22 protein-coding genes and 1 pseudogene are annotated in these 26,965 nt (G+C 63.2%); 8 read left to right on the top strand and 15 right to left on the bottom strand.

All coding sequences use genetic code 11. The features are described 5' to 3' along the window. The first annotated feature begins 1 nt into the window (after position 1). Together OKW44_RS33685 and OKW44_RS33680 are read left to right on the top strand one after the other, a co-directional pair. Positions 2-934: a LysR family transcriptional regulator gene (locus OKW44_RS33685; protein WP_018421548.1), complete on the top strand. Its 933-nt coding sequence runs from the start codon at positions 2-4 to the stop codon at positions 932-934. Positions 935-1,817: 883 nt separating this feature from the next. Further along, complete coding sequence (locus tag OKW44_RS33680) at positions 1,818-3,710, top strand: phospholipase D-like domain-containing protein (protein ID WP_018421549.1); 1,893 nt, start codon at positions 1,818-1,820, stop codon at positions 3,708-3,710. Positions 3,711-3,854: 144 nt separating this feature from the next. Here OKW44_RS33680 and OKW44_RS33675 read toward each other — a convergent pair whose 3' ends face one another. Both OKW44_RS33675 and OKW44_RS33670 read right to left on the bottom strand, forming a co-directional pair. Continuing rightward, positions 3,855-4,262: a DUF2278 family protein gene (locus tag OKW44_RS33675; protein ID WP_018421550.1), complete on the bottom strand. Its 408-nt coding sequence runs from the start codon at positions 4,260-4,262 to the stop codon at positions 3,855-3,857. Between the two features lie 391 nt (positions 4,263-4,653). After that, positions 4,654-5,139: a hypothetical protein gene (locus OKW44_RS33670; RefSeq protein WP_018421551.1), complete on the bottom strand. Its 486-nt coding sequence runs from the start codon at positions 5,137-5,139 to the stop codon at positions 4,654-4,656. A 972-nt stretch (positions 5,140-6,111) separates the two neighbouring features. Between OKW44_RS33670 and OKW44_RS33665 the strand changes: the two genes are divergently transcribed. Beyond that, entirely contained in the window at positions 6,112-7,011 is a 900-nt protein-coding gene (locus OKW44_RS33665; protein WP_018421552.1) for a DMT family transporter, read from the top strand. 125 nt (positions 7,012-7,136) lie between these two features. Here OKW44_RS33665 and OKW44_RS33660 read toward each other — a convergent pair whose 3' ends face one another. From OKW44_RS33660 to OKW44_RS33650, 3 genes are all read right to left on the bottom strand, one after another. Beyond that, entirely contained in the window at positions 7,137-7,820 is a 684-nt protein-coding gene (locus tag OKW44_RS33660; protein WP_026225994.1) for an ureidoglycolate lyase, read from the bottom strand. Between the two features lie 167 nt (positions 7,821-7,987). Beyond that, complete coding sequence (locus OKW44_RS33655) at positions 7,988-9,253, bottom strand: glycosyltransferase family 87 protein (RefSeq protein ID WP_018421554.1); 1,266 nt, start codon at positions 9,251-9,253, stop codon at positions 7,988-7,990. Positions 9,254-9,549: 296 nt separating this feature from the next. Further along, the gene (locus OKW44_RS33650; protein WP_018421555.1) at positions 9,550-9,708 is read right to left on the bottom strand and encodes a hypothetical protein; all 159 of its coding nucleotides are present in this window, start codon (positions 9,706-9,708) and stop codon (positions 9,550-9,552) included. A 244-nt stretch (positions 9,709-9,952) separates the two neighbouring features. Here OKW44_RS33650 and OKW44_RS33645 point away from each other — a divergent pair, with 244 nt between their 5' ends. After that, on the top strand, positions 9,953-10,846 hold the full coding sequence (locus OKW44_RS33645) for an alpha/beta fold hydrolase (RefSeq protein ID WP_018421556.1): 894 nt from the start codon (positions 9,953-9,955) through the stop codon (positions 10,844-10,846). A 24-nt stretch (positions 10,847-10,870) separates the two neighbouring features. On the opposite strand, the gene OKW44_RS33640 is transcribed toward OKW44_RS33645, so the two are convergent. The 9 genes and pseudogenes from OKW44_RS33640 to OKW44_RS33600 form a co-directional block, all read right to left on the bottom strand. Continuing rightward, positions 10,871-11,704, bottom strand: coding sequence for a M55 family metallopeptidase (locus OKW44_RS33640; RefSeq protein ID WP_018421557.1), 834 nt, complete (start codon positions 11,702-11,704; stop codon positions 10,871-10,873). Next, a complete protein-coding gene (locus OKW44_RS33635; RefSeq protein ID WP_018421558.1) occupies positions 11,701-12,816 on the bottom strand; it encodes a DmpA family aminopeptidase in 1,116 nt (371 codons plus the stop codon). The genes OKW44_RS33640 and OKW44_RS33635 overlap by 4 nt, the downstream gene beginning before the upstream one ends. Continuing rightward, positions 12,813-13,718, bottom strand: coding sequence for a glutathione ABC transporter permease GsiD (gene gsiD / locus OKW44_RS33630; protein ID WP_018421559.1), 906 nt, complete (start codon positions 13,716-13,718; stop codon positions 12,813-12,815). Before gsiD ends, OKW44_RS33635 begins: the two co-directional genes overlap by 4 nt. Positions 13,719-13,725: 7 nt before the next feature. Beyond that, positions 13,726-14,646, bottom strand: a complete 921-nt coding sequence (gene gsiC / locus OKW44_RS33625; protein WP_018421560.1) for a glutathione ABC transporter permease GsiC — start codon at positions 14,644-14,646, stop codon at positions 13,726-13,728. A 116-nt stretch (positions 14,647-14,762) separates the two neighbouring features. Then, positions 14,763-16,325, bottom strand: coding sequence for a glutathione ABC transporter substrate-binding protein GsiB (gsiB, locus tag OKW44_RS33620; protein ID WP_018421561.1), 1,563 nt, complete (start codon positions 16,323-16,325; stop codon positions 14,763-14,765). 154 nt (positions 16,326-16,479) lie between these two features. Continuing rightward, positions 16,480-18,403 (bottom strand): annotated as a pseudogene (locus OKW44_RS33615) (dipeptide ABC transporter ATP-binding protein). A gap of 70 nt (positions 18,404-18,473) precedes the next feature. Then, a complete protein-coding gene (locus OKW44_RS33610; RefSeq protein ID WP_018421563.1) occupies positions 18,474-19,463 on the bottom strand; it encodes an isoaspartyl peptidase/L-asparaginase family protein in 990 nt (329 codons plus the stop codon). Then, positions 19,460-20,536, bottom strand: a complete 1,077-nt coding sequence (locus OKW44_RS33605) for a MurR/RpiR family transcriptional regulator (RefSeq protein WP_018421564.1) — start codon at positions 20,534-20,536, stop codon at positions 19,460-19,462. Before OKW44_RS33605 ends, OKW44_RS33610 begins: the two co-directional genes overlap by 4 nt. Before the next feature lie 217 nt (positions 20,537-20,753). Then, positions 20,754-22,022 (bottom strand): MFS transporter, encoded by a 1,269-nt coding sequence (locus OKW44_RS33600; protein ID WP_018421565.1) that lies wholly within the window; start codon positions 22,020-22,022, stop codon positions 20,754-20,756. A 94-nt stretch (positions 22,023-22,116) separates the two neighbouring features. Between OKW44_RS33600 and OKW44_RS33595 the strand changes: the two genes are divergently transcribed. After that, the gene (locus OKW44_RS33595; protein ID WP_018421566.1) at positions 22,117-22,827 is read left to right on the top strand and encodes a pseudouridine synthase; all 711 of its coding nucleotides are present in this window, start codon (positions 22,117-22,119) and stop codon (positions 22,825-22,827) included. A 167-nt stretch (positions 22,828-22,994) separates the two neighbouring features. Then, positions 22,995-23,183, top strand: a complete 189-nt coding sequence (locus OKW44_RS33590) for a hypothetical protein (protein ID WP_018421567.1) — start codon at positions 22,995-22,997, stop codon at positions 23,181-23,183. A 113-nt stretch (positions 23,184-23,296) separates the two neighbouring features. Here OKW44_RS33590 and OKW44_RS33585 read toward each other — a convergent pair whose 3' ends face one another. Beyond that, the gene (locus tag OKW44_RS33585; protein ID WP_018421568.1) at positions 23,297-24,328 is read right to left on the bottom strand and encodes a Rossmann-fold NAD(P)-binding domain-containing protein; all 1,032 of its coding nucleotides are present in this window, start codon (positions 24,326-24,328) and stop codon (positions 23,297-23,299) included. Between the two features lie 94 nt (positions 24,329-24,422). Here OKW44_RS33585 and OKW44_RS33580 point away from each other — a divergent pair, with 94 nt between their 5' ends. Next, on the top strand, positions 24,423-25,454 hold the full coding sequence (locus tag OKW44_RS33580; protein ID WP_018421569.1) for a CDP-6-deoxy-delta-3,4-glucoseen reductase: 1,032 nt from the start codon (positions 24,423-24,425) through the stop codon (positions 25,452-25,454). Between the two features lie 313 nt (positions 25,455-25,767). Further along, on the top strand, positions 25,768-26,952 hold the full coding sequence (locus OKW44_RS33575; RefSeq protein ID WP_018421570.1) for an acetylornithine transaminase: 1,185 nt from the start codon (positions 25,768-25,770) through the stop codon (positions 26,950-26,952). The last annotated feature ends 13 nt before the right edge of the window (positions 26,953-26,965 follow it).

Below are 26,965 nucleotides of genomic sequence, written 5' to 3'. Positions count from 1 at the left end.
GATGCTCGATTGGGAAAATATTCGCCATTTCCTGGCTGTCGCTCGCATCGGTACGTTGTCGGGGGCCGCTCGCAGCCTGAAGGTTGATCACGCGACGGTGAGCCGACGCTTGAGCGCACTGGAGGACGAAATCAAGACCCGTTTGGTCGAACGCCTCCCCAGGGCCTGCAAGCTCACTCCGGTTGGCCAGCGTGTGTTCGAACTGGCGCAGGGAATGGAAGAAGACGCGTATGCGATTGAGCGATTCCTGGACGCCAGCCTGTCCCCGCTGAGCGGCAAAGTCACGTTGAGCGCACCGCCGGTGCTAGTGGCCAATTTTCTGGTAAAGCATCTCGCGGACTTCCGGCTAGCACATCCCGGCGTCCAGTTGTCTGTTTCTGCCCAGGCGCGGCAGGTTTCCCTTAGCCGAAGGGAGGCGGACATCGCCCTAAGGCTGGTTCGGCCAGAAGAGGCGACCAGCGTGGTACGCAAGCTAGGGCGTATGTCGTTCGACCTGTACGCGAGCAGGGACTATCCGCACCTGCACAATCCATCTGCCTGGGAGTTCATCGCCTACGATGCCGGATTCGCGGACATGCCCCAGCAGAAATGGTTGATGAGCGTTGCAAGGGGACGGCCGATCGCCTGCGAGATCAGCGATATCAATGCCCATCTGGCGGCAACTCAGGCAGGCGCGGGTGTCGCTGGCCTACCATGCTTCCTGGCAGATACCGACGTGAAGTTGCAACGCGTCACATACGACGGCGAACGTTTTTCGCGAGATATCTGGATGGCTGTACATCGGGACCTGCGGCGTTCGCCGCAAGTACGGGCCGTGATGGACTTTCTGCTGAAAATCGTGGCGGAGCATTCCGCCTTCACGGAAAGCGGTCAAGACGCGGATGCTATGGGGCACAGCGTGCGATCGAAATACTCCGGCTCGCACAGCGAATAACCCATGCCGCAGCGATCGGGGTTCTTCTCAACGTCGGTTCTCGCGCGGTCAGCGGGCTATCAGAGATGCTGGCCGGTTGACTGCTACGGGTCGCTTTGGCGCGTTCGCGATCTGCCCGGATTGGCCACCACTCGCCGTTCTCCTTTCCGGTTGGACAGACGGTCAGACGTCGGCTAAGTGTGCAAACGGTCATTGGCCTTTTAGAGATGAACCCGGCTCTCGTCCGTCCACATATGCTGTCCGCCGATCGTGTCAGAAGCGGCCGAGAAAATCCAGTCGCGTCGTTGAGCAGTTTGCGTCGATTTAGCAAACGCATCACGAGAACTCTCACAGGGAAGACGGTCACAAGAGCACGATAAGAAGGCGCAAAACGCAGAGGTATCGGCATGCATCCGCAAACCCTTCGGCTATTCTTCAGATGCTGCGACCGGCGCGTTTCCGGTCGGCTCTGAAACCTGCCGTAGGAACGGCTCCATTACTGCGGAAGGTGGCGCAAGGTCCGCACAATTCCGCGTACGCGCGGGAGCGGTTGCGTTTCACCGCGCGATGCTTATGCCTACGTGCAACGCGCTGGGCCGGTTAGCCAGACATCTGTTTCTTCCCGATTTACGCCTTTTGGGAGTGCGACGATGTCACAGGAATTTTGCACGGCACGATTCGCGGGGTATTTCTGGGCTAAACGCGGGACAATCAGTCTCCGCCGTTTGGTCAGATCTCGATCAGTCCTTTCAAGCAGGATGATATCTCGCACCGCGGAAATCGCGAGTGTCGTTATGCAGCGTGTTTAGACTCGGTGACTTCATAAGTTTGTCACTGACTATGTCGACGATTACCAAACTATGCGGCCGGTAACTCAGTTAATTAACGTAAGTGAGGAGACGTCATGCTATTCATCCGTTCTGCTAACGCTTATGCGAATAATGCCGTCGCTTACCTGGCATGGACGGTCGATGCAGCCATCCCAGACTGCCTCGGATTCGAGATTACGCGCATCTATGAGGACGGCAGCAAACGCGTACTCGCCGCCTGGGTGGCCTTCGATGGTCAGTCCAATCCGAAATGGTTGCCCGAAACGACGTCCGTCTGGCCGGTCCAGAAATTTACCTGGCGCGACCTCACGGTGCGTCAGCGGCGCGACCAGGCAACACTGCGTGCTGCTGATCCCGTTCTGAAGTATCTCGTTCGCCCTGTGGCTCATATGCGTGAAGGCCTGGAACCCGTACCAGCCCCTGCAGCGGCAGATTACAGCGGTGCGCCGGTGCCGCTAGGCTATCTGGACGAAGGAATAGAAACCAACCAGGTCGCAGTGACAAGCAGGTTCGACGAGGTGCACGCGGCGTTCAACAGCGGCATTCTGTCTACGCAATGGCTAACGCATGCAATGGAACAGACCCTGGGGCACGTGCCGACGAAAGACGATGTCAAGACGGAAATCGCAAAGGTCGATAGTCCCATCCGGGCGTATCTCGCCGGCGACCTTCCAGTCATGATGAAGGATTTCTTCGACCATCTGAAGAATGGAGGTGAGCTATTTCTCGCCCTTTACGAGTTGACCGACCCACTGCTGGTCGGTCTTATCAAAGAGCATGCCCCGAAAATTCACCTGATTCTTTCCAATACCAGTCTCGATAAGAAGACCGAACAGTGGGACCTGGAGAACAAGCCTTTCCGCGCCCAGTTGCATGAAGCAGGTCTTGCCGAGATGTACGACCGGATGTTCAACAACAACGCTCACATCGGGCACAACAAGTTTGGTGTTTACGTTGATAAAACTGGACAGGCCCAAACCGTTCTCGCCGGAAGCACGAACTGGACACAAAACGGCCTTTGTGCCCAGAGTAATAACTGCTATGTAGCGGAGCACAAGGAACTGGCCGAGCAGTTCCTTGACTACTGGAAGGGACTTCGCGACGACAGCGGACATTTCGAGCAACCCCACCCTGTCTCCGCGCCGACGCGCAACGTGCAGGGTGCGCCTCTACGTAGCCAAAACGCTGCCCCACTCAAGGCACTTGAACTGACGAACGGGGCCGTTCGTCTCTGGAGGTCGCCCAACACGCGTCAGGCTAACAAGCCGTCGACGAGTCCTGCTCTGCCGCCGGACCTTACTGAGGTATATGGTCTCCTTCGAAACGCGAGGCAGGCTGTCTTCTTCGCAGTATTTCTGCCCGGCGTGAAGGGAGCGACCAGCATCATCCAGGAGGCGATCGACATTGGCCGCAAGGACAGTACCTTGCTGGTCTATGGCGCAATCAGCAGTCCGATGGCCATGCCTAACTACATCAGCCCGAAAGATAGAGCGGCCGGTGGTGACGACGACAGTGAAGACACATCAGACGCGCACTATGAGCCGTCGTTATTCGAGGAGAGCGGAGTGCATATCGTGCGCGCCAATGCACTGAACGCGGGCGATATCACGGGTAATTTCGAGCGCGAGATGCTGAGCGCTGGTAACGCGATCATCCATGACAAGATTCTCGTGATTGATCCGCTCTCTGCCGATGACTGCGTGGTGGTGACGGGAAGTCACAATCTCGGCTACAAGGCATCCTACGCGAATGACGACAATCTCCTCATCGTTCGACGTAACCCGGCGTTAGCAAAGGCTTACATGGTCCACGTCCTTGACCTGTACGAGCATTATCGCTTCCGCGGTGTTCAGGCAGAGCTAAAACATGACGGAAAGCGGCCATGGAGCGGGTTTCTCAAGACAGACGCCAGCTGGCAAAAGACGTCCGACATGCAAGCACCCTCGTTAGCTCGTTACCTTGGCTAATCTCCGAACCGCTTCTGACGGTGACCCGCGGGTCACCGTCAGCATCCCTAGCTTAGCGTCAAAATGGGGTGGGCTCCGTGGCGAACCGGTCTTCCACGATTGTCGGTGGGCACAAGCTGCGTCTGGAAAGCAACAAACAGGGCTTCAAAACTGTCGCGCAACCTGCGCGATCACCGCGCCATCCTGGAATGGGCCATTTTCCGACGAATGGTCCCTGACGTGACTTCCCGGTTGTGGCTTTGGATTTCGCTGGTTCATGTGGGTTTCATGGAGACCATCCTGCTTCGGTTCGACTAGGAAGCCAAAACCGTACGCAATGACGTCTTGAGGCGATGTCCAGCTTTTCCTGAGGTCGTCGCCGCTTTTGCCCGGATAGACATATTTCACCGGCTCGGTACTGCGGTCGAGTCGCAGCATACCGTCCAGGACATCATTGATGTCATTTGTCTCGTCATCAGTATCGAAAGCAATGGGCCTCGTGCTGCCGAGGTCAAGCAATCGTGGGTCGTGCACGTAATCGAGTTTCGGGAATCCTGGTTGCGCAAGCCCCATTGGAAGGGCTTGAGCGCGGGGACCATTGGATGATCGAAAAATTGACTCCACGTGCAGAGAACATCGTATCCATCGGGGCCGTCTTGTGAGCTGTCCGACTTGACATTGGCCACAATCCTGAACAGGCCGTCGTTTCCGTCATCGACCACAATCACGTAATGGTGATCGCCGTTGTAACTGTGAAGATAGGGAACGCCGAATTTAAGCGCCCCTTTGAAGAGGGTATATACGTTTTTGGCCATTTTGCAGATCTCCGGGTCGATAACAACCAAAAGGAAGTGGAAACGACCGGAGCGCAGAGGGTTGCAGGTCGTCGATCTCACACAGGTCGGAAGCCTGCGCGCTACTCCATGCCCGCCAGTCACACAAGATGGCGAGACAGCCGCGCTCGCTAGAACGGTTCTACAATCTGCGAAACGCTGGGTGTGCCGTGAGCAAATTCGACCTTCAGAATAAGATTGAAAACCTTGTGATCCCAAGGGTTGGGATAGGCTCCTTCCTTGCAGCCAAGCATTCGCATCAGGGAAGGAATGTTCCCATGATGCCAGCAGACTACGAGCTGCTGATCGGCGTATGGCGGTGTCGAGAGCAACGTGCTGGCAAGAGCGCTGTAATCCTGATCCGCAAAAGTCGCGTCGATCGGTTTTCCCGTCGCCTTTGCTAACGGTTCCACCGTCTCATATGGCCGGGCGCTATGCTTCGAAATGGCTGCCGCGAAGATAAAGTCCGGTGACCCAAGAGTCTCACGTGTTTCAGGTATGTAAGTGGCCAGGCTCCTGGCTCGAGCAAATCCCTGTTCAGACAAGTTCGGGTCCATGGGGTCCGCCGGCTTCTCCGCGTGTCGCATGACGAGAATGAATTTCGGATTTGTTGGCATGTCATCACCTCATGTCAAAATGGCATACCGCATCACGTCGCCGTCGCTTTGACGCGATAAGCGGTGGAAAGCACTCAGTGAGTGCACCAAACGAGATACTGACGAGGGAGATCGGCGTATGTTTTCTACGCAAATGCGAAAGCCGTGAGCGAAGGCGTCACCAAGCCCGGCGACCCATCCGCAATTTCTGGCGCCAAGGATGAGATGTCACCATCGGAAACAACCGTGCTTCCGCGAAGATGGCCCTCACTCAGTAAGCTGATTTTTATGTGCCGTCTGTTTCCGCGCTTCGGGGCTTTTAGTTGCGTCTCTGCAGGAAATCTTGTTCTATCGCAAATTTGCCCGGTGCGATTCTCTATGAGATTAGGCAATGTATGGCGATCTTTAGGCTTGGAGTCGACGGTCAGTGTGCGGTAGCCCACACGTATTTGCTGTTCAATCGGATGCCTTGGCAATCCGGTCGCTGTAACGGTCCCCGCGTTCCCACTGCACGCACGCGAGTGCGCTTCTGGTCGAGTGCGATAAGCCTGTGCTCCGAACTGTTCAGTTCTGGCGCCGGGGAATTGCGGTGCCTCCGCTCAACGCAATCAAACGGATTGCAGCGTCGCTCGAGTCCAATATGCAGTGGCTTTGCACCGGGCAGGCATTGGGAGTCGCCGGCTGAGCGGCTTTCGGAGACGTAACATTGCTTGGGACATTGGGACGATATGACAATGGTATGTCGTGTCTACGAATGACCACTGTACCGCTGGAAGCGGCCTTCGAGCCATCGCGACCGCGTAGGGCCGTTGAGGGTCGGCTTGCGACGCGATCATCCGCTGCGGGCCGGCAAGCGGTTCTCAATTCAGCTATCGGACCGGGTTCGGCCAGAGTCCGGACATTGGACTAACCCTGGGAGATCGTCGACAATCGAGCCGCCTTCCTTCCTGTTTCGTCGTCCGTCGAACCGCCTAGCCTGTCCAACGAGAATACATGCGACTTAACGATATCGTTGCCGAGCGCACCGCCCAATATCAAAGCATTGCTTTGATACTCGTATCCATGTTCTGTTTTGCGGTCGTCGATGCACTTGGCAAAGCCGTGGCGCTCAGCTACCCCGCGAACGAAGTCACGTTTTTCCGTATGTTATTTGGGATGGTCCCTGCTGTCGCAGTCAGTATGCATGGACCCTCGATAACGGCTCGAATTCGTAATCTTGACATTCGCGGGCAGACTATCCGCGCTCTGACTCTGCTCGGCGCTTCAGCATTGTTTTTCGCGGGACTGCCTTATCTGCCCTTGAGCGAGGCCGTCGCAATTGTTTATTCAGAAGCGATCTTCGTCATTCTTCTCGCGCCATTCATGCTCGGCGAGCGTTTGCTAGCCCGCAACGCCATTGCTGCTTGCATCGGCTTCGTAGGTGTTCTTTTGGTGGTGCGACCTCAAGGTAGTTTATCGAATCTCATTGGCCCCATCCTTCTGCTATCAAGCGCCCTATGCGGTGCGCTTTCCATGATTCAAATTCGAAAACTCAGAACCAGCGACGACTCCGGCATAACCGTTCTGTACTTCACAGCTTTCGGGACTGTGGTAACCGGGTTGTCTCTTGTTTTCGCTTGGCGCACTCCGACACTCAGAGATCTGGCGATCATGGCATTGCTGGCTGTTTTCGCCACAGTGGGCCAGCTCCTTTTCACTGTCGCGGTAAGGCGAGAGAGTGCAGCAGCGTTAGCACCGTATACCTATACCAGTATCATTTGGGCCACGTTATTCGGCTTCATCGTATGGGGCGAGACGCTGAGTTTCTTATCCATCGTTGGAATAGCATCAATTATTGGAAGTTCCATCGCTGTGGCGATCCGCGAACAACCTCCTGAGGGACCAGCGGTTTAATGCCGGAGCGAGTTCGAGCGTAGAGACCGCTCAGGTGCCAACCAAGTTCTGCCCCGACTGCCGAGCGGCCGTTATCGAGAAAGCTGAAGGTCCCTGGAGGGTCGGGAGCGCGTGTTCCCTTCTCCCTACCGCTGTAGGCCGCCGCCTCGGAGGGGTTGGGCGTCGCGGGCAATCGGTGCCTCGAGGAGACAACCAAACTCGCGGCCAAAGTCGACAGAGACGCGCGCGTGGACGGCGCCCTGCTTGTCAAAGAACCGCTGGGTTCCTTCGAGAGTGAACACACCTTCGTGCCAGATGTTTGGATGGATGTAGAGGCCCTGCTGTCCGTCAAAGCGAAAGCACACGAAGTTCTCTGGCGCTATGTCGTCCCCGGGCAGCGCCAAGGGAACGTAGAACGGGCGATGGTCGAGAGGAAAGAACAGTTGTCCACCGTCTGGGTGGTAGTTCGCGTGCCAAAGCAACATGCGCTCAGGTACATTGGTGTTGTCGTCACGGGCTGCTTCAGGCTCCACTGCGTACGCAAGGATGTAGTTGCCGCCCACAGCCTCGTTTCGACCGTACAGAATGTCCCCGCGCCATTCGCTCACAAATGTGCCTTCGGTGGTGCCTGCCTCATCACCGGTTCCAGCGTCAACGGGCCTTGCACCCATTGCCGGCCACTGCACAATCTCGATCGAACACTCGCTCGGGTCGGCTACAAGCCTGCCGAATCCATCGAGCGTTGTTGGGGTCGCATCGACCACGGGCATCGACACGCGCCGAAGGCCAGAAGGAAGGCTGGGATTGAGGTAATCGATTTCTTGGGTCATTGCGGCAGTCTACAGGTGTAGAACGTTGGCGGTATCAGCACCGGGCAAATTTCACGAACCCGCCCCAGCAAAGCGTTAGCAGGAATTTTTCCATTCCGGCCCTGGCACCATCAAACAATCTTCCCGATTCCCAATCGTCCGGAAAACATCGCAAGTCGCATCATCATTCATCCAGGCTGGTAAGCACGCCCTCGCCGCCTCACTCCCGACGGTGGAAAGTACCTTGCGACACAGAGCCCGTAAGTGATCAGCGCCGCGACCGTATAGGACACGAATCGCGCCGCAAAGAACAGCAAGACCACGACGACCGCGGCCAGCAGCATCTCCAGTCTCGGACCGAGCGCCGACAGCTGCCCGCCGCGCGCTTCGAAAGCGGTGCCCAGCAAAATCAGCAACGGGATCAACGCGAGCACCATGTGGATCGGCTCGAGGATCGGATAAGCCACGAGCATCGTCATCGAAGCGAGCGCGTAGTCGATGCGGCTGTCCCGATGGCGGCGAAACACCAGATACGCGGACAGCAGGCAAGCAGCCAGCACCAACGCATGCGAAGCAATCGACAGCAACGTACCGGACACCGGCATGCCGACCGTCGCCGATAGCGTCTGCAGCGCGCCCCTCACGGCATTGTTCATCGGCGCGCCGCCACCGCTCATCGCCAGTGCCATGCCGTTCAGGCGCGGCATGTCCGACACGAAGTAGTGCCACAAAACGTCGAAGCCGACGCGCGCTCCGGTGATCAGCGTCAACGCAATCGCAACGATGCTCGCCATCACGAACGTCCGCCATTCGCGACGCAGCAACAGCAGGCCGGCAACGGCCAGGGGCGTGAGCTTGATCGCGATCGCAAAGCCAAGAAAGAGTCCAGCGGCATAACCTTTGCCACGCTCGATCAGCGCGAAAGTCGCAATCAACAGGAAGAACAGCAGTTCGTTCGATTGGCCATCGTAGGTATCTTCGACGAGCGGAAAGCTCAGCAGCGCAACCGCCACCAGCAGCAGGTTCACGCTGCGCTCCGTGCCGCGGTACGCCATCGCGACGACGAGATACAAAGCCACCGAGAACAACACGATCGACGTACTCACCCAGACGATTTTCGCGGCGAGCGGCGTCAGCAGCGCGAGCGGCGCAAACACCAGCGCGAACTGCGGCGGGTAAGCGTAGAAGATGTCGTCGCCCGTCGAGCGCGCGCCGATGCCCTGCAAAAACGCGATGAGCGCGTCGTGATCGTACAGGCGCGCCGGGTCATGCAGCACGACGTTGAAGGCGTACAGGTAGAAATTGAAATCGCCGAAGGCGTCAGGGACGTTGCCACGAAACTTCGCGACGACGTGCAGGATACGCAGCGCGAGGCAGGCTACTGCAATCAGCAAAAGGAGCGCGGCACCCGCGCCGAAGTTCGACCTGGTCCGTACGGCGCCTGCGTTGAACATGGTGTCTCTCCGCGGTACGTCAATCAACGTGGGAGTTGCTGCGCCCTTGAGACCCGCGCTAGCCAGGGCGTACCAGCAGACCATGTCGCCGGTACGGTCCGGGGATGGCCGGCATGCCCAGCCATGCCTGCTTCGCCGGACGACCGGACAGAGATTACCGATTCGCAAAAATCGATCTGTGCGCTCGCCCACACGAGACCGACCTATGTCGGGAACTTCGACGCGTCAAGATGGTTCGTTGGCGGCGAATTGCGGCGTTCGTGGCGGCATGCCACGCGCGTCGCGCCGATCGGCGCTTATCGGCTCGCGGCTCCCATCCCAGCGCGCGCAACCTCGCGGCGTCGCTTGATCATGTAGCCGCCCCACATCAGCACGAACCATGCCGGCACGAGCCACACCGAGACCGACAAGCCCGGTGTCAGCGCCGCTGTGTTCGCCGCATGTGGTCGCCGCATGTGGTCGCCGCATGTCGCCGCTGGGCGTGGAACGCTGTCGAAGGCAGCGCTGTGGCAGATTGCACGGCTGGACTATACGGTCCGGCCTAGCAAACCGCTAATTTTACCCCGCCCGATATTCCTCTGACATTCGGAGCCGCCCGCTTCGTTCTGCGCCGCACTTAAGCGCGCGGATTGTGATTGTCACGGGGATGGCGCCCGGGTATGTTCCCGAAGTCCACTTTTCACGCCGCGGAGCTTCAATATGTTGCCCAAACGTCTGCTTTGCGCCGCCGTGTTGTGCCTCTGTTTCGCGGTCGTCAGTACGTCCGCGCTCGCGCAGACGGTGCCCGCCGCCCAGCAACCGGCCGATGACGCCGCGTCGCAGGCAAGCGGCCAGCCTGCGCCAGCGCCTGCCCCCGCTACTGCCAGCAAGCCGCCTGCCGCCGCGCTCGGCGGCCCGGTGCGCAACATCGTGCTCGTGCATGGCGCGTTCGTCGACGGATCGAGCTGGAACGGCGTGGTCGCGAAGCTGCAGCAAAAGGGTTACCACGTGAGCTCGGTGCAGAACCCGCTGACCTCGCTCGCCGACGACGTCGCCGCGACCCGCCGCGTGCTCGATCGCGAGAACGGTCCGGTGCTGCTGGTCGGTCACTCGTGGGGCGGCGTCGTGATCACCGAGGTCGCCGCGAATGCGCCGAACGTCGCCGGTCTCGTGTATGTCGCCGCGCTTGCGCCGCAACTGCACGAATCGGCGATGGACGTGATGAAGGCCGGCGGCCCGATGCCGGCCGGCCAGAGCATCAGCAAGGACGCGAACGGGTTTTTGTGGATCGATCGCGCGCGCTATCACGCCGATCTCGCCGCCGACGTGCCCGAGACCGTCGCACGCGTGCTCGCCGCCGCGCAGGTGCCGATCGCCGCGAGCGCATTCGACGAACCGGTCGATCAGGTCGGCTGGAAGGACAAACCGTCGTGGTACGTGTTGACGACGAAAGACCACGCGGTATCGCCCGATCTGCAGAAAATGATCGCCGCGCGCATCGGCGCGAAGGTGGTACCGGTCGCGTCGAGCCATCTCGCGCCGGTGTCGCACGCCGGGGCGGTGGCGGAGGCGATCGATCACGCGGCGCGCGAGTTGAGCCGGCAGCAGCAGTAGGCCGGCGGCTCGACGCCGCGCGGCTCAGCGCAGCATGAACGACATCGCCGACAGACAGTTCAGCATTCGCACCGCATGCTCGGCCGACGCCGCACTGAAGCGCAACGTCACGCCATCGACGCGCGTAAGCGTCGGCCATTGGCAGAACAGATCGGCGAGCCCGCTCGTTTGCACGCGCAGTTCGCAGTCGATCGTTCGCGGCTCTGCGCGCGTCGCGGCAGGCGCGCGGCCCGCTTCGACATGCTGACGGACCACGTCGCGCGCGGCGGCCCGCATCGCCTCGCGCACGCTCGCGGGCGACTGCGTGACGCCGCTTGCTTGCCCGGTCGCGGTCTTCGTGACGACGAAACGCGCGCCGGGAAAACGCGGCGCGGTTTCCTCGGCGAACACGTCGTCACCCGATAAAAGCACCACACGCGCGCCATATTCTTCGGCGAGCGCACCGTACAGCCCCGCTTCGCCCAGCTCCACGCCGTTGAACGCCACGCGCGCGAACGCGAAGCTGTTGATCGTGTGCGCGAGGATGCCGCGCGTTTGCGCCTTCGCGTGATAGCCGATCATGAAGACCAGCGCCGCACCGTATTCGAGCCCGGCCATCATGCCGAGCATGCGCGGCTTGCCGAGCACGAGCTGGGCGCGCGGATCGAGCAGATCGGGCAGCAGGTTGCGAAAGCCGCCGTGCGAATCATTGACCCACACGTCGGTCGCGCCGCCCGCGAACGCGCCTTCGACGGCCGCATTGGCTTCGAGCGTCATCCAGCGTCGCGCGGCTTCGTATTCGCCGTTGCCCGCGCGCGTCTGCTCGGCATGGAACACGCCGGCGATGCCTTCGATGTCGGTGGAGATCAGGACTTTCATCGCGCGGAATTCCTCAGCAGGTGGGCAAGGTCCGGCACGCTGTCGCGCAGCGACAGCCGCCGATGGCCGTCGCGACCCGTGACGGTCTCGGCGCTCCACAATGCATCGACGATCGCCTGCTCGACGCTGTCGGCGCAGGCGCGAAACAGCGGGTCCATACAGTGATCCGCGACCAGCGGCGGCAGCACGACGAAGTCCGCGCCGTGCGGCACCGTGTACGCGGTCGAAAACGCGAGCGCGATATCGCCGCTGCCGTGGCCGTATACCGAGCCGGTACGCGCGAGACCGGCCGCCGCGCGCAACGACAGGTGTTTCAGCTGGCGCGCGTCGAGCGGCGCATCGGTCGCGACGATCATGATGATCGAGCCTTGCTCGGGTTGATCGGGGGTCGCGTTAGCAGCGGCATTGGCAGCATTCGCCGCCTCAGCGACGGCCGCGCGTTCGGCCAGAATGCGGCCGAGCGGCGTGCCGTCGATCGTCAGCATCGGCAGCCGGCCGAAGTTGGCAAGCACGAGCGCGCCAACGGTGTAGTCGCGGCCCGCCGCACTGAACACGCGCGACGCAGTGCCGATGCCGCCCTTCAGATCGAAACACGACATGCCGCGCCCCGCGCCGAGCGCACCGCTCGCGACATCGGCGCTTGCCGCGTCGAATGCTTCGTTGAAATGCCGTTCGGTCACGGCAAGCGCCTGAATGTCGTTCAGGTAGCCGTCGTTGCATTCGAACACGAGCGGATTGACCGTCGACCATTCGCGGCCGATGCGCGGATTCGCGCGAATCGCCGCGCGGATCTGCGCCTGCGCGACCGTACCGACGCCGAACGTGTTGGTCAGCGCGATCGGCGTCTCCAGCGTGCCGAGTTCGTCGAGCTGCACGAGCCCGACGCTCTTGCCGAAGCCGTTGATCACTGATGCGGCGGCCGGCACCTTGTCGACGAACGGATCGCCGCGATGCGGCCGGATCACGGTCACGCCGGTTTGCAGCGCGCCTTCGGCAAGCGTGCAATGACCGACGCTGACGCCGTCCACGTCGGCGATCGTGCCGAGCGCTCCGGCCGGCAACGTGCCGATATGCGGCGCGCGCTCAGCCGAATGATGGCTGCTCATGCTCATGGCCGATCCAGCTTCGGATCGAGCGCATCGCGCAGACCGTCGCCGAGCAGGTTGAACGCGAGCACGGTCAGGAAGATAGCGAGGCTCGGAAACAGCGCGATATGCGGCGCGGTCACCATGTCGGCGCGAGCTTCGTTGAGCATCGCGCCCCACTCGGGCGTCGGCGGCTGCGCGCCCAAGCCGAGAAACGACAGGCTCGCCGCCGTGATGATCGACGTGCCGATGCGCATCGTCAGGTACACGACGACCGATGAAATCGTGCCCGGCAGAATGTGCCGCGCGATGATCGTCCAGTCCGACGCCCCGATGCTGCGTGCCGCTTCGATATAGGTGAGCTGCTTGAGCATCAGCGTATTGCCGCGCACGAGCCGCGCGAACGCCGGAATGCTGAAGATCGCCACGGCGCAGATCACGTTGATCATGCCGTTGCCGAGAATCGCGACCACGCCGATCGCGAGCAGAATGCCGGGGAACGCGAACAGCACGTCGGCCACGCGCATTGTGATGCGATCCCACCAGCCCTCGTAGTAACCGGCAAGCAGACCGAAGAACGTGCCGATCACCGCGCCGATCGCCACGGACAGAAAGCCTGCCTCGAGCGAAATGCGCGAGCCGACGAGGATGCGGCTGAAGATATCGCGGCCCAGGGAATCGACGCCGAACCAGTGCGCGGCCGACGGCCCCGCGTTCAGCGCGTCGTAGTCGAAGAAGTTCTCGGGGTCGTACCGCACGATATGCGGCGCGATGATCGCGACCACGATCAGGAGCAGCACGAACACGCCGGCGGCCAGCGCGACATGCTGCTTGCGAAACTTGCGCCAGAATTCGCTCCACGGTGTGCGGATCGCGCGTTCGGAGGCAACGGGAGTGGCCGCATTCGGCCCGGTGGCAGTGGTGCTCATGCGGGCCTCACTTGAAACGGATGGTCGGGTTGATCACCGCGTACAGCACGTCGACGATCAGGTTGATGACGATGAATTCGAGCGAGAACAACAGCACCTCGGCCTGAATGATCGGATAGTCGCGCATCGACACCGCATCGACGAGCAAACGGCCGAGGCCCGGCCAGTTGAACACCACTTCGACGACGATCGAGCCGCCGAGCAGAAAGCCGAACTGCAGACCCATCATCGTGACGACGGGAATCAGCGCGTTGCGCAGGCAGTGCTTGATGATCACGAGCCGCTCGGGCACGCCCTTCGCGCGCGCGGTGCGCACGAAGTCCTCGTGCAGCACTTCGACGAACGAGGCCCGCGTGAAGCGCGCCATCACGGCCGCGACCGCCGCGCCGAGCGTCAGCGACGGCAGCACGTAGCTGCGCCACGAACCGTCGCCGACGATCGGCAGCCAGCCGAGTTGCACCGAGAAAATTTGCATCAGCAGCATGCCGAGCGCGAACGCCGGAAACGAAATGCCCGACACCGCGAGCGTCATGCCCAGGCGGTCCGGCCAGCGGTTGCGCCACACCGCCGAGGCGATGCCAATCGCCATGCCGATCACGACCGCCCACACCATGCTCGCGATCGTCAGCCACAACGTCGGGAAGAAGCGTTCCGCAATCTCCTGGCTCACCGGCCGCTTGCTGCGCGTCGAAACGCCGAAGTCGCCATGCGCCATCCGCCAGAAGAAACGGACGAACTGCCGCGGCAGCGGCTTGTCGAGCCCGAGGTCGGAGCGCACGAGCGCCACGGTCGCCTCGTCCGCTTCAGGACCGGCGGCGAGCCGCGCCGGATCGCCCGGTAGCAGATGCACGAACAGGAACACCAGCACGGCGACGATGAAGAGCGTCGGCAGCAGGCCTAGCAGACGTTTGACGAGGAAGTTCAGCATGAAACCAATCCGGCAAATGAGCGGCAAATGAGCGGCAAATCAGGCGGGCAACGAGGACTCGTGTGCGGCGGCGGGCTGGGTGAACCGCCGTCTGCGCATGCCGCCTCGTCAGCTCATCACTTGATCGCGATCTCGTCGAAGTTGAACGAGCCGTCCGGCGCGACGTAAGCGCCCGACAGACGCTTGCTGCGCGCATATACGACCTTCTCCTTGACGAGGAAGATCCACGGCGCGTCGGCCCAGATGCGCTTCTGCGCGTCGGCGTAGAGCGTGGCCTTCTGCGTGCGGTCGGTGGTTTCGAGCGCCTGCTTCAGATCGTTGTCGACCGCGTCGCTCTTGTAGTACGACGTGTTGACCATCTTCGGCGGAATCGAGTAGCCCGCGAGCAGCGGGCTGATCGCCCAGTCGGCCTCGCCGGTCGACGACGACCAGCCCGCGTAGTACATCCGCACCGGCGCGGTCGCCGGGTCCTGCGCGCTTTCGACCTTGGCGACGCGCTGACCCGCTTCGAGCGCCTCGACGCTGGCCTTGATACCGACCTGCGCGAGCTGCTGCTGCACGAACTGGATCACCTTCTGCGCGGTCGAGTAGTTATACGCGGACCACAGCGTCGTTTCGAAGCCGTTCGGATAGCCCGCTTCCTTCAGCAGTTCGCGCGCCTTCGCGGGATCGTACGGCCAGGGTCCGAGCTTGACCGCATAGTCGACGCCCTGCGGCACGACGCCGTCGGCCGGCGTCGCGTACCCGGCGAATGCGACCTTCGTCAGCGCTTCCTTGTTGACCGCGTAGTTCAGCGCTTCACGCACCTTCGGGTTGTCGAACGGCTTCTGGTTCATGTTCATGCTGATGTAGCGCTCGATGATCGACGGCGCCGCGATCAGATCGATCTTCGGGCTCGACTGCAGTTGCGCGGCCTGCTCGAATGGCACCTGGAACGCGAAGTCCGCTTCGCCGGTGCGCATCAGCGCGGCGCGCGTGTTGTTGTCGACGACCGGCTTCCAGTCGATCGCATCGATCTTCGGATAACCCTTCTTCCAGTAGCCGGCGAACTTCTTCACGGTCAGGTCGCCGGCCGGGTCCCACTTCACGAGTTCGAACGGGCCCGTGCCGACCGGATGAAACGCGATGTCCTTGCCGTACTTCTTCAGCGCGTCCGGCGAGATCATCACCGCAGACGGATGCGCGAGCACGTTGATGAACGCCGAGAACGGCGCCTTCAGCGTGACGCGCACCGTGTACGGATCGCCAACTTCCGTTTTCTCGATGCGGCTGAACATGTTGTAGCGCTTCAGCTTGTTGGCCGGATCGGTCACGCGGTCGAAGTTGGCCTTCACGGCGGCCGCATTGAAGTCGGTGCCGTCCTGGAACTTCACGCCATGGCGCAGCTTGATCGTATAGACGCGCGCGTCGGGGCTCGCCTCATAGCTGTCGGCAAGCACGTTGACGAGCTTCATGTCCTTGTCGAAGCCGAACAGCCCCTGATAGAACGATTTCGCGACCGCCTGCGACAGCGTGTCGTTCGCGTCGTACGGATCGAGCGACGTGAAGGTCGACGCGACGGCCATCACGGCCGTCGTTTCGGCGTGCGCCAGATTGCCCGCGAGCGCCGCGAACACCACCGCGCCGCCGCTGACGAGCGCGCGCAAACGAAACGGAGAGGACGGGAACAGCAGGTTCATGAGATTGCTCCAGGCTGCGGGTTAAGGATGTGACAGGGGCCGTTATGATTGGCGTGGCTTCTATTGCTGATGTTTCTCTTGCTGTTGCTTCGATTGCTGATGCTTCGGGTCTCGCGCTTCAGGTCTTCCGCTTCAATGCGATGCGGCGCTTCGCTCAATAAGCGCCGCCGACGCGATGCTGCGCGACGAAATGATCCGGTCCCACCGCGACGAGCGGCGCGACGACCGGCTCGTCGTGCAGCGCGCGAATCGGGCTCGGAATATCGTCGGCGGCGAGCAGGCGTTGCGCGTGACGGCGCGCGGGATCGGCGACCGGCACCGCGCTCATCAGCTTCTTCGTGTACGGATGCTGGGGCGCCTCGAACACCGCGCGACGCGGACCGATCTCGACGATCTGGCCGAGATACATCACCGCGACGCGATGGCTGACCCGCTCGACCACCGCCATGTCGTGCGAAATGAACAGATACGCGACGCCGAGCTCGCGCTGCAGGTCGAGCATCAGATTGACGATCTGCGCCTGCACGGAGACGTCGAGCGCGGACACCGATTCGTCGGCGATCACGACTTTCGGATTCAGCGCGAGCGCGCGAGCAATCGCGATACGCTGACGCTGCCCGCCCGAAAACTCATGCGGATAGCGGCGCGCGGCTTCGGCCGGCAAGCCGACTTTCTCGAGCAGCCACGCGACGCGCGCCTGCGCTTCGGCACCCTGCGCGACACCGTGCACGAGCAGCGGCTCCATGATCGAAAAGCCGACGGTCAAGCGTGGATTCAGCGAGGCGAACGGGTCCTGGAAAATAAACTGGATATCGCGGCGCAACGCCTGCAATGGGGGCCCGCTGAGCGAGCTGATTTCCTTGCCATTGAATTCGATCGAGCCGCTCTGACTTTCGACGAGCCTCAGCAGCGAGCGGCCCGTGGTCGACTTGCCGCAGCCCGACTCGCCGACCAGCGCGAGGGTTTCGCCGGGCCGCAGATCGAAGCTGACTTTTTCGACCGCATGCACACGGCCCGTCATACGGCCGAACAGGCCGCTGCGGACCGGAAAGCGCGTGACCAGGTCGCGCACGCGCAGGATCGGCGGCGTGTCGTCGCGCACCAGCGGCTGCGCTTCTTCGGCGACAGCCGCCGCCGGCTGCACCGCCGCATCGGCGCCATTCGCACCGGCCTGCTCGACGCTCAGGATCGGAAAGCGCGCGGGCTGATCGGTGCCGTGCATCGAGCCGAGCCGCGGCACCGACGCGAGCAGCGCCTTCGTGTACGGATGCGACGGTGCGGCGAACAGCGTGTCCGACGCGCCCTCCTCGACCTTCTCGCCGCGATACATGACGAGCACGCGGTCGGCCACTTCGGCGACCACGCCCATGTCGTGCGTGATGAAGATCACGCCCATGTTCATCTCGTCCTGCAAGCCGCGAATCAGTTGCAGGATCTGCGCCTGGATCGTGACGTCGAGCGCTGTGGTCGGTTCATCGGCGATCAGGAGCGCGGGCTTGCACGACAACGCCATCGCGATCATCACGCGCTGGCGCATGCCGCCCGACAGCTGATGCGGGAAACGCGCGGCAACGCGCTTTGCTTCTGGAATCCGAACGAGTTCGAGCAGACGCAAGGTTTCGGCGCGCGCCGCCTCGCGGCTCTTGCCCTGGTGCAGCGCGATCGCCTCGCTGATCTGATCGCCGACCGTGAAGACCGGATTGAGCGAGGTCATCGGCTCCTGGAAGATCATCGCGATGTCGGCGCCGCGGACCGTGCGCATCGTGCCGGACGACGTCTTCGCGAGATCGAGCACGCTGCCGTCGCGCCGCCGGAATGCGATGCTGCCGCCGGCAAGACGGCCGCCGCCCATGCTCGATCAGCCGCATCAGCGCCAGCGACGTGACCGACTTGCCAGAGCCCGATTCGCCGACGATCGCGAGCGTCTCGCCGCGCTCGACCGCGAACGACAGATTGCGCACCGCGTTGAAGGTCGAGTCGCCGCGGCGGAACGCGACCGTCAGATCGTTGACCGCGAGCACGCGCTGCGGCGGCAGGGTTTCGATAAGCGGGCTGGCGGTGTGCGAGGAAGTCGGCACGGTGGTTCCTTTGCTTTGAATTCGAACGCGGCTAACGGGGCCTCAGGCATGTGGCGACACGCGCCAGCGGCTAGCGATAGATCGCCGTCACCGGCGCTTCGCCGAGCCGCGCGAAACCGCGGTACATACCCTCGGTATTGAACGGCAGCGTGACGTTGCCCCGCGCGTCGACGGCGACGAGGCCGCCGCGTCCGTCGATCTTCGGCAAGCGGTTCATCACGACGTCGTGCGCGGCTTCTTCGAGCGAGACCTGGCGATAGGCCATCTGCGCGGCGACGTCGTAGGCGGCGACCATGCGCATGAACATTTCGCCGGAGCCGGTGGTCGATACCGCGCAGGTCGCGTCGTCCGCATAACAGCCCGCGCCGATCAGCGGCGTATCGCCGACGCGGCCCGCCTGCTTGTTGGTCACGCCGCCCGTCGAGGTCGCCGCGGCGAGATGGCCGTGGCGGTCGAGCGCGACTGCGCCGACCGTGCCGAACTTGCGGTTCGGATCGATCGGCTCGTGCGGCGTCGGGTCGTCGTTGCTCGAAGCCGTGGACGCGAGCGTCGCGGCGTCGTGATCGAGCATCGGACGCTGCTGCTCACGGGCCAGTTGCCATTGGCGATAGCGCGCGTCGGTATCGAAGTAGCTGTTGTCGACGAACGCGAGCCCCTGCGCGGCCGCGAATGCTTCCGCGCCTTCACCGGTGAACAGCACGTGGTCGCTGCGCTCGAGCACGCGGCGCGCGGCGAGAATCGGATTGCGCACGCGCGTCACGCAACAGATCGCGCCCGCGTCGAGCGTGCGGCCGTCCATGATCGCGGCGTCGAGCTCGTGCGTGCCGGCCGCCGTGTACACCGCGCCGTGGCCCGCGTTGAAGAGCGCGCAGTCTTCGAGCAGCCGCACCGCTTCGCTGACCGCGTCGAGCGCGCTGCCGCCGTCGGCGAGCACGCGCTGGCCAGCGCTCAGCACCGCGTTGAGCGCCGCGTGATATCCGCTTTCGGCGCTGGCCGACATCGAAGTGCGCAGGATCGTTCCTGCCCCGCCGTGAATGGCAATGACTGCGTTGAAGTTCATCGTTTGGATTGAGGAGTGCGTGTGGTTCGGGGAGTGCGGGGTGCTGTGGTGGCTTTTGCTTCGGCATCCCTGGCTTGAGTGCTGTCGGCCTTTGCGCCGTCGCTGTGTTTTAGCCTTGCAGCCTTCGCGCGCGCGGCTTTGCTCAGGGCGCGCGCCGGCTCCTGCGCGGCGCCGGCCGCACCCGACTGCGGATCGAACAGCCACGGCAGCACGAACTCGCTGACCTCGGCGGCCGCCTTGACCGAGCGTTGCGCGCGATACGCGACCGCGTCGCACAACGCCTCGATGACCGCGAGCACGGCCGAATCGGCGTTCGACGCGAGACGCCGGTCGGTGCGGACATACAGCGACAGGTCCGCGAACTGCACGAGCGGCGAGCGCGGACCGTCGGTGAGCGCGAGCACGCGTGCGCCGCGTTCGGAGGCGCGGCGCGCGAGCTCGATCGTGTCCTCGACATAGCGCGGAAACGCGATGCCGATCACGAGATCGCCCGGGCCTGAACCCACGAGGTGCCGCGCCGCATGCGACGGCCCGCCGCTCAGCGCGAGCGAATGCACGTTGTCGTGATACGGCAGCAGTCCGTGCTCCATCAGGCTCGCGAGAAACGCGCTGGCGCCGAAACCGATCACGAATACGCGACGCGCGGCGATGATCGCGTCGACGGCGGCGTCGGCGGTCGCGCGATCGATCGACGTGCGCGTTGCGTGCAGATTGTTGGCGGCCTGCTCGAGCGACGCGTCGATCAGATCGTCACCGGGCGCGAGCGTTTCCTGCGCGCTGCGCAGCCGCTCGACCGGCGCGAGCGTCGCCTCGAAGCCACGCACGAGCGCCTCGCGAAACTGCGGATAACCGTCGAAGCCGAGCGCGCGCGCAAAGCGATTCGCGCTCGCGACCGACGCGCCGACCACGCTCGCGAGCTCGTCGATACGCATCGTCGCCGCGCGGAAGAGATGGGCCAGCACGTACTCGCCCATGCGCTGGTGGATCGGCGTGAGCGTCGGCATCGCGGCGGTGATGCGCGCGGCAATGGCCTGCTCGGCGGGGTTCGGCACAGCGGACGGGTGATGGATCATGCGGGCGGAAAGGCGCGGTTGTTCGATGCGAACTGGATGAAATTATATTTACATGGAAAATGCGCCAAAAAAAATTCATTTTCACATTCCGAGGGTTTTCACCGTACAAAGCCCTTCAGACAAGGGCCTTTCGGCGGCCGAGTTCCTGTTACGCCCCGGTGAAAATCCATTTTCATCGGGGCGATGGGTGGCTTCACCGCGTGCCGCGCTCCGCCGCTCAGCACGCCGCCGCGCTATGTTCGGGAATGCCCATGAGCCGCGCCGCCGGCGACATCACGATGATCAGCGCCTGCACGACGAACGCGAGCGACGCCGCGACCAGACACACGTCGATGCTCCAGCGCGAGCTGAGCGCGGCGCCGAGCAGCGCGCCCACCGGCCGCGCGCCGTAGGTGGCGGTGCTGATCAGCGCGGACACGCGGCCGATCATCCGTTCGGGCGTGATCGCCTGACGCAGCGTGGTCGAGCCGACGACCCACAGGATTGGTCCCGCGCCAAGCAGGAAGAAGCTCGCGAGCGCGAGCCAGAACGATGGGACGATCAGCGTCGCCACCATCACGAGCGACGCGAGCAGGCCGCACGACGGTCCGACGATCAGCAGACGGCCGAATGCGAGACGCCGCGCGACCGCGGGCGCGGCGAGCGCGCCGCAGACCATGCCGACCCCGTACGCGCCGAGCGTCACGCCGACCGCCGAGGCATTGAGCCCCAGCCGATGCACCGCGTAAGGTACATAGACCGCCTGCAGGATGAAGAAGCCGAGATTGAAGAACACGGCGGTCAGCAGCATCGGCAGCAGCAACGGATCGCGCAGCACGAAGCGCGTGCCGTCGCGCAGCTCCAGCATGAAGTGCCGTCGCGGCGCGGCCGCGCGCTGCGGCTCGCGCAATCCCGCCAGCATCGCGACCGCGAACGCCGACAACATCGCCGCGCCGCCATACGCCCAGCCCGCGCCGATCCAGCCGACCAGCACGCCGCCCAGCGCCGGCCCCGCCGAATACGCGACGCTGCGCGCGAGTTCGAGCCGGCCGTTCGCGCTCGCATAGGCGTCGCGCGGCACGATCGACGGCACCAGCGACGGCGCCGCAACGTTGTAGGCGACCGTACCCGTCGCGGCGACGAAGCCGAGCGCGGCGAGCAGCGGCAGGTTCAGCGCATGCGTTAGCACCAGCAGCAGCACGCACAACATCGCGCAGACCCGCACGCTCTCGGCGAGCGTCATCAGCACGCGGCGCGAGCGGCGGTCGGCCCAGACGCCGAGCGGCATCGACAGCAACAGGAACGGCAGCGTCTGCGCGGTTTGCAGCAGCCCGGTATCGCGCGCGTTGGCGCCGAGCGCGAACACCGCGACGAGCGGCGCGGCCGCGAGGCTGATCTGCTCCGCCGATTGCGCGCACAGGTTCGACCAGGCGAGGCGCTGGAATACGCGGGGCAGACGTTGCGCATTGGACGGCGAAGACGACGAAGGGGAAGACGTGGCGGACATCGATGCACTCCCGAGGTTTGACGTGAGGCATTCATCGTCGGCGCTTGGGACTTGCGGGGCGCTCCGCTTCTTGCGGTGTTATTCTTCGCTCGCCATGAATCTCGAAAGCATCCTCTTCACTCAAGGTTTCGGTTCGCGCCGCCAATGCCGCGCGCTGATCGGCGACGGCCGCGTCAGCGTCGACGGTGCGATTTGCACCGATGCCGACGCCGATTTCGCTGTTGATGGCGGCGCGTTGCGCTTTAGCGTCGACGGCGTCGAATGGCCGTATCGCGAGCACGCGTATCTGCTGTTGAACAAGCCCATCGGCTACGAATGCTCGCGCGATCCGCAGCATCATCTGAGCGTGTTCAGCCTGCTGCCGCCGCAGTTCGCCGAGCGCGGCGTGCAGTGCGTCGGCCGTCTCGATCAGGACACCACGGGCCTCCTGCTGCTCTCCGACGACGGCAAGTTCGTGCATCAGTTCACGTCGCCGAAACGCAAGGTGCCGAAGCTCTACGTCGCGACCACGCGCCATCCGCTCGACGACGCGCAGCTCGCCGCGCTGCGCGACGGCGTGCTGCTGCACGGCGAAACGAAACCGAGCGCCGCGCTCGACGCCCAGGCGCGCGACACTCACACGCTCGCGCTCACCGTGCTCGAAGGCAAATACCACCAGGTCAAGCGGATGATCGCGGCCTCGGGCAACCGCTGCGAGGCGCTGCATCGAGAACGGATCGGTGGGCTCGCGCTTCCCGCGGCGCTCGCGCCCGGCGCATGGCAATGGCTCGACGCAGCGGGCCTTGCCGCGCTGCGGGCCGGGTAAACGACTAGCCGCAACGAGGGCCCGCCTAAGACCTTGATGCGCCGGACAAACCGCGCGCGCATTGCGGTGCACCGAACGTAGGTCGTTGCGTTGCAGCATGCCGTTGCTTACATGTCGCCCTATACTCGACTAAACAAACGAATACAAAGGTTTCAAGGAGGGGCGCCATGCATATCGACGGCACGATGGCGTTTTCGCACGCAATGATCGTGTTCATCTGCTTTGCGCTGCTGCTGGTCGGCGGATTGCTGGTCATCATGCGGCTGCGGCACAAGTACCATCCGAATCTGATCGGCGCATTGATCGGCGGCATGCTGTGCTTCCTGTTGCTGGAAGTGCTGCCTGCGCTGACTTGATGCCGGTCGGACCGCGCAGCTCGTTTTGCGCGGCGCATTGATGCGGTGCGGCGGATACGCGTGGCGGGGGCAACCCGGCCCTCGCGAGGCGGTATTTTGTTTCTGCTGCCGGCCTAGCCGCGTTTCCCGTTCGCCTCGCGCAAAAAATCCTCGACGCTCGGATAGCGCAGACGTACCCGCAATTCATCCTTCAGACGCCGGTTCACGAGCCGGCGCGACTCGCGCATGAACGACAGCAGCATCGGATCGATCTGCTGCTCCGCCTGCTCTCTCGTGATGCGCGGCGGGCGCGCGAGCCCGAACGCATCGGCGACCGCGTCGAAATACTCCCCCATTTTCAGCGACGAATCGTCGGACGCATGCAGTGCGCGCGCGGGCCGGCCATGCGTGGCGAGACGCACGAGGATCGCGGCGAGGTCGTCGGCGTGGATGTGATTCGTGTAGACGTCGTCGGCATCGACGAGCGCCGGCGTGCCTCTTTCGAGCCGCGCGAGCGGCAGACGGTTGCGCGCATAGATGCCCGGAATCCGCGCGATGCTCGTGGCGACGCTGCCGCGCGCCGTCGCGTGCCGCAACTGCCGCTCGGCCGACACGCGACGTTTGGCGCGCGCATTCGCGGGCCGCAGCGCGCGCGTTTCGTCGATCCACGCACCGCCGCAATCGCCGTAGACGCCCGTCGTGCTCGCGTAAACGATGCGCACCAGTGCCCGCCAAGCGCCGGTCCGGCGCACCCCGTCGGGTACAATATCGGGTGTTTCAGCGTCCAGACCTGAAGCGCGCGCACGGCGCAAGCGCGCGATCGGCACGACGGACAACCTCGCCGCGCAAGCGTTCATGCGGCCCCCGGCACCTAACGTCGCAAGCAGCGCGCGAGTGCGTCGATCGTCGTCGCCGGACTTCTGCGGCGGCGCGAGATGCAGCACCGTCGGCGCGAGGCGCGCGAGCCGTTTGAGGCTGCCGCGCGCGTCGAGATCGCCGACGAGCGGCGTCACGCCCGCGGCGCGCAACTCATCGCAGCGCGCGGCATGGCTCGTCAACGCGAAGATACGCGCGCGCGGCCGCAAGAGGGGCACGCAGCGCATGCCGACGTCGCCGCATCCTACGATCAGCACGCGCGGCCGGCGGAAGTTTCGTGTCGCTTTCATGGTGGGCGCATTGTAGCGGTCACACGCAACAGGTACCGCGCGGTTGATCCGGCGGGTCCGATTACGATTCCGACTTTTCGATTCCGAACACTTTATGGCATTTAACGTCACGCTCCGGCAAACCGGCCGGCAGTTTCAGGTAGAACAGGATGAACCGGTGCTCTCCGCAGCGCTGCGTCAAGGCATCGGCCTGCCGTATGGCTGCAAGAACGGCGCGTGCGGTTCGTGCAAAGGCACGGTCGTGAGCGGCGAGGTCGAACAGCGCGCGCACTCGTCGTCGGCGCTGTCGAACGACGAAAAGACGCGCAACATGGCGCTCCTGTGCTGCGCGACGGCGTGTTCCGATCTCGAAGTCGACATCCGCGAAGTGGCCGGCGTCGGAGACGTGCAGGTCAAGAAGCTGCCGTGCCGCGTGAACGCGATCGAGCGCAAGGCCGACGACGTGATCGTCGTGAAGCTGCAACTGCCCGCCAACGAACGTCTGCAATATCTGGCCGGCCAGTACCTCGAATTCATCCTGAAGGACGGCAAGCGCCGCAGCTATTCGATGGCGAGCGCGCCGCACGTCGAAGGCCCGGTCGAGCTGCACATCCGCCACATGCCCGGCGGTGCGTTCACCGACCATGTGTTCAACACGATGAAGGAACGCGACATCCTGCGCTTCGAAGCGCCGCTCGGCACGTTCTTCCTGCGCGAAGACTCGGACAAGCCGATCGTACTGCTCGCGTCGGGCACCGGCTTCGCGCCGCTGAAGGCGATCGTCGAGCATGCGGTGTTCAAGAACATGACGCGCCCGATGACGCTCTACTGGGGCGCGCGCCGCAAGAAAGACCTGTATCTGCTCGAACTCGCCGAGCAATGGGCGCGCGAGATTCCGAACTTCAAGTTCGTGCCGGTGCTCTCCGAGCCCGATGCGGGCGACGCATGGACGGGCCGCACGGGCTTCGTGCATCGGGCGGTGATCGAGGATCTGCCCGATCTGTCGGCCTACCAGGTGTATGCATGCGGCGCGCCGGTGATGGTCGAATCGGCGCTGCGCGACTTCACGCAGCATCACCAGTTACCGGAAGACGAGTTCTACGCGGACTCGTTCACCAGCGCGGCCGATCTCGCGAACGCGGTCTGATTGCACGGCGGCAAATTCCCCCCGATGCAGCGCAAGTGCAAATTCATCGTTTACATCAGCGCTTTCCTTATCGTATTCTTTCGCGCATGAACCGCATCCAGTCCGAATTCCGACGTCGCCGCTCGCCGCTCCCCTAGGGACGCCGCTGGCTTCGTCACGGACTCGCGCCACACAAAACCTGGGCGCAAGCTGTTCGAATCATGAAAGCCACGGCATGCCGTGGCTTTTCTGTTTTTCCGGCCGCCGTTTTTATTGGCCAAATCGTCACCGTTTCTTCACCCTGCTCATACCCTTTTGCCTGGAGTCTGCTGTCATGAATTTCAATGAGTATCCAATCGATTCGCTGATGTACATCACGAACCGGCCTGAAATCGTTTTCACGCACGGCAAAGGCTCGTGGATTTACGACAACAACGGCAAGCGCTACCTGGATTTCATTCAGGGCTGGGCGGTCAATAGCCTCGGCCACTGCAACGACGGCATGATCGAAGCGCTGAACCAGCAGGCCAAGCTGCTGATCAACCCGTCGCCGGCGTTCTACAACGAGCCGATGGCGAAGCTCGCGGGCCTGCTCACGCAGCACAGCTGCTTCGACAAGGTGTTCTTCGCGAACAGCGGCGCCGAGGCGAACGAAGGCGCGATCAAGCTCGCGCGCAAGTGGGGCAGGAAGTTCAAAGACGGCGCGTTCGAGATCATCACGTTCGACCACAGCTTCCACGGCCGCACGCTCGCGACGATGTCGGCCAGCGGCAAGCCGGGCTGGGACACGATCTACGCGCCGCAGGTGCCGGGCTTCCCGAAGGCGGACCTGAACGACATCGCGTCGGTGGAAAAGCTGATCAACGCGAAGACCGTCGCGGTGATGCTCGAGCCAATCCAGGGCGAAGGCGGCGTGATCCCCGCGACCCGGGAATTCATGCAGCAACTGCGCGAGCTGACGAAAAAGCACAACATTCTGCTGATCGTCGATGAAGTGCAAAGCGGCTGTGGTCGCGCCGGCACGCTGTTCGCGTATCAGTTGTCGGGCATCGAGCCGGACATCATGACGCTCGGCAAGGGCATCGGCGGCGGCGTGCCGCTCGCGGCGCTGCTGTCGAAGGCGGAAATCGCCGTGTTCGAAGCGGGCGACCAGGGCGGCACCTACAACGGCAATCCGCTGATGACCGCGGTCGGCTACTCGGTAATCTCGCAGCTGACGGCACCGGGCTTCCTCGAAGGCGTGCGCTCGCGCGGCGAATATCTGCGCACGAAGCTGCTCGAACTGTCCGAGGAGCGCGGCTTCAAGGGCGAGCGCGGCGAGGGTCTGCTGCGCGCGCTGCTGCTCAGCAAGGACAGCGGCAACCAGATTGTCGAGAAGGCGCGCGACATGCAACCCGACGGCGTGCTGCTGAACGCCGCGCGTCCGAACCTGCTGCGCTTCATGCCGGCGCTTAACGTGACGACCGAAGAAATCGACCAGATGCTGGCGATGCTGCGCTCGGTTCTCGACTCGCTGTAATCAACCACGGAGC

This window comes from Paraburkholderia lebeckiae (assembly GCF_050436325.1).
Taxonomy (GTDB): domain Bacteria; phylum Pseudomonadota; class Gammaproteobacteria; order Burkholderiales; family Burkholderiaceae; genus Paraburkholderia; species Paraburkholderia tuberum.
Note: the sequence above shows the minus strand (reverse complement) of the source record. Positions and strands in the feature narration are given on the sequence as shown.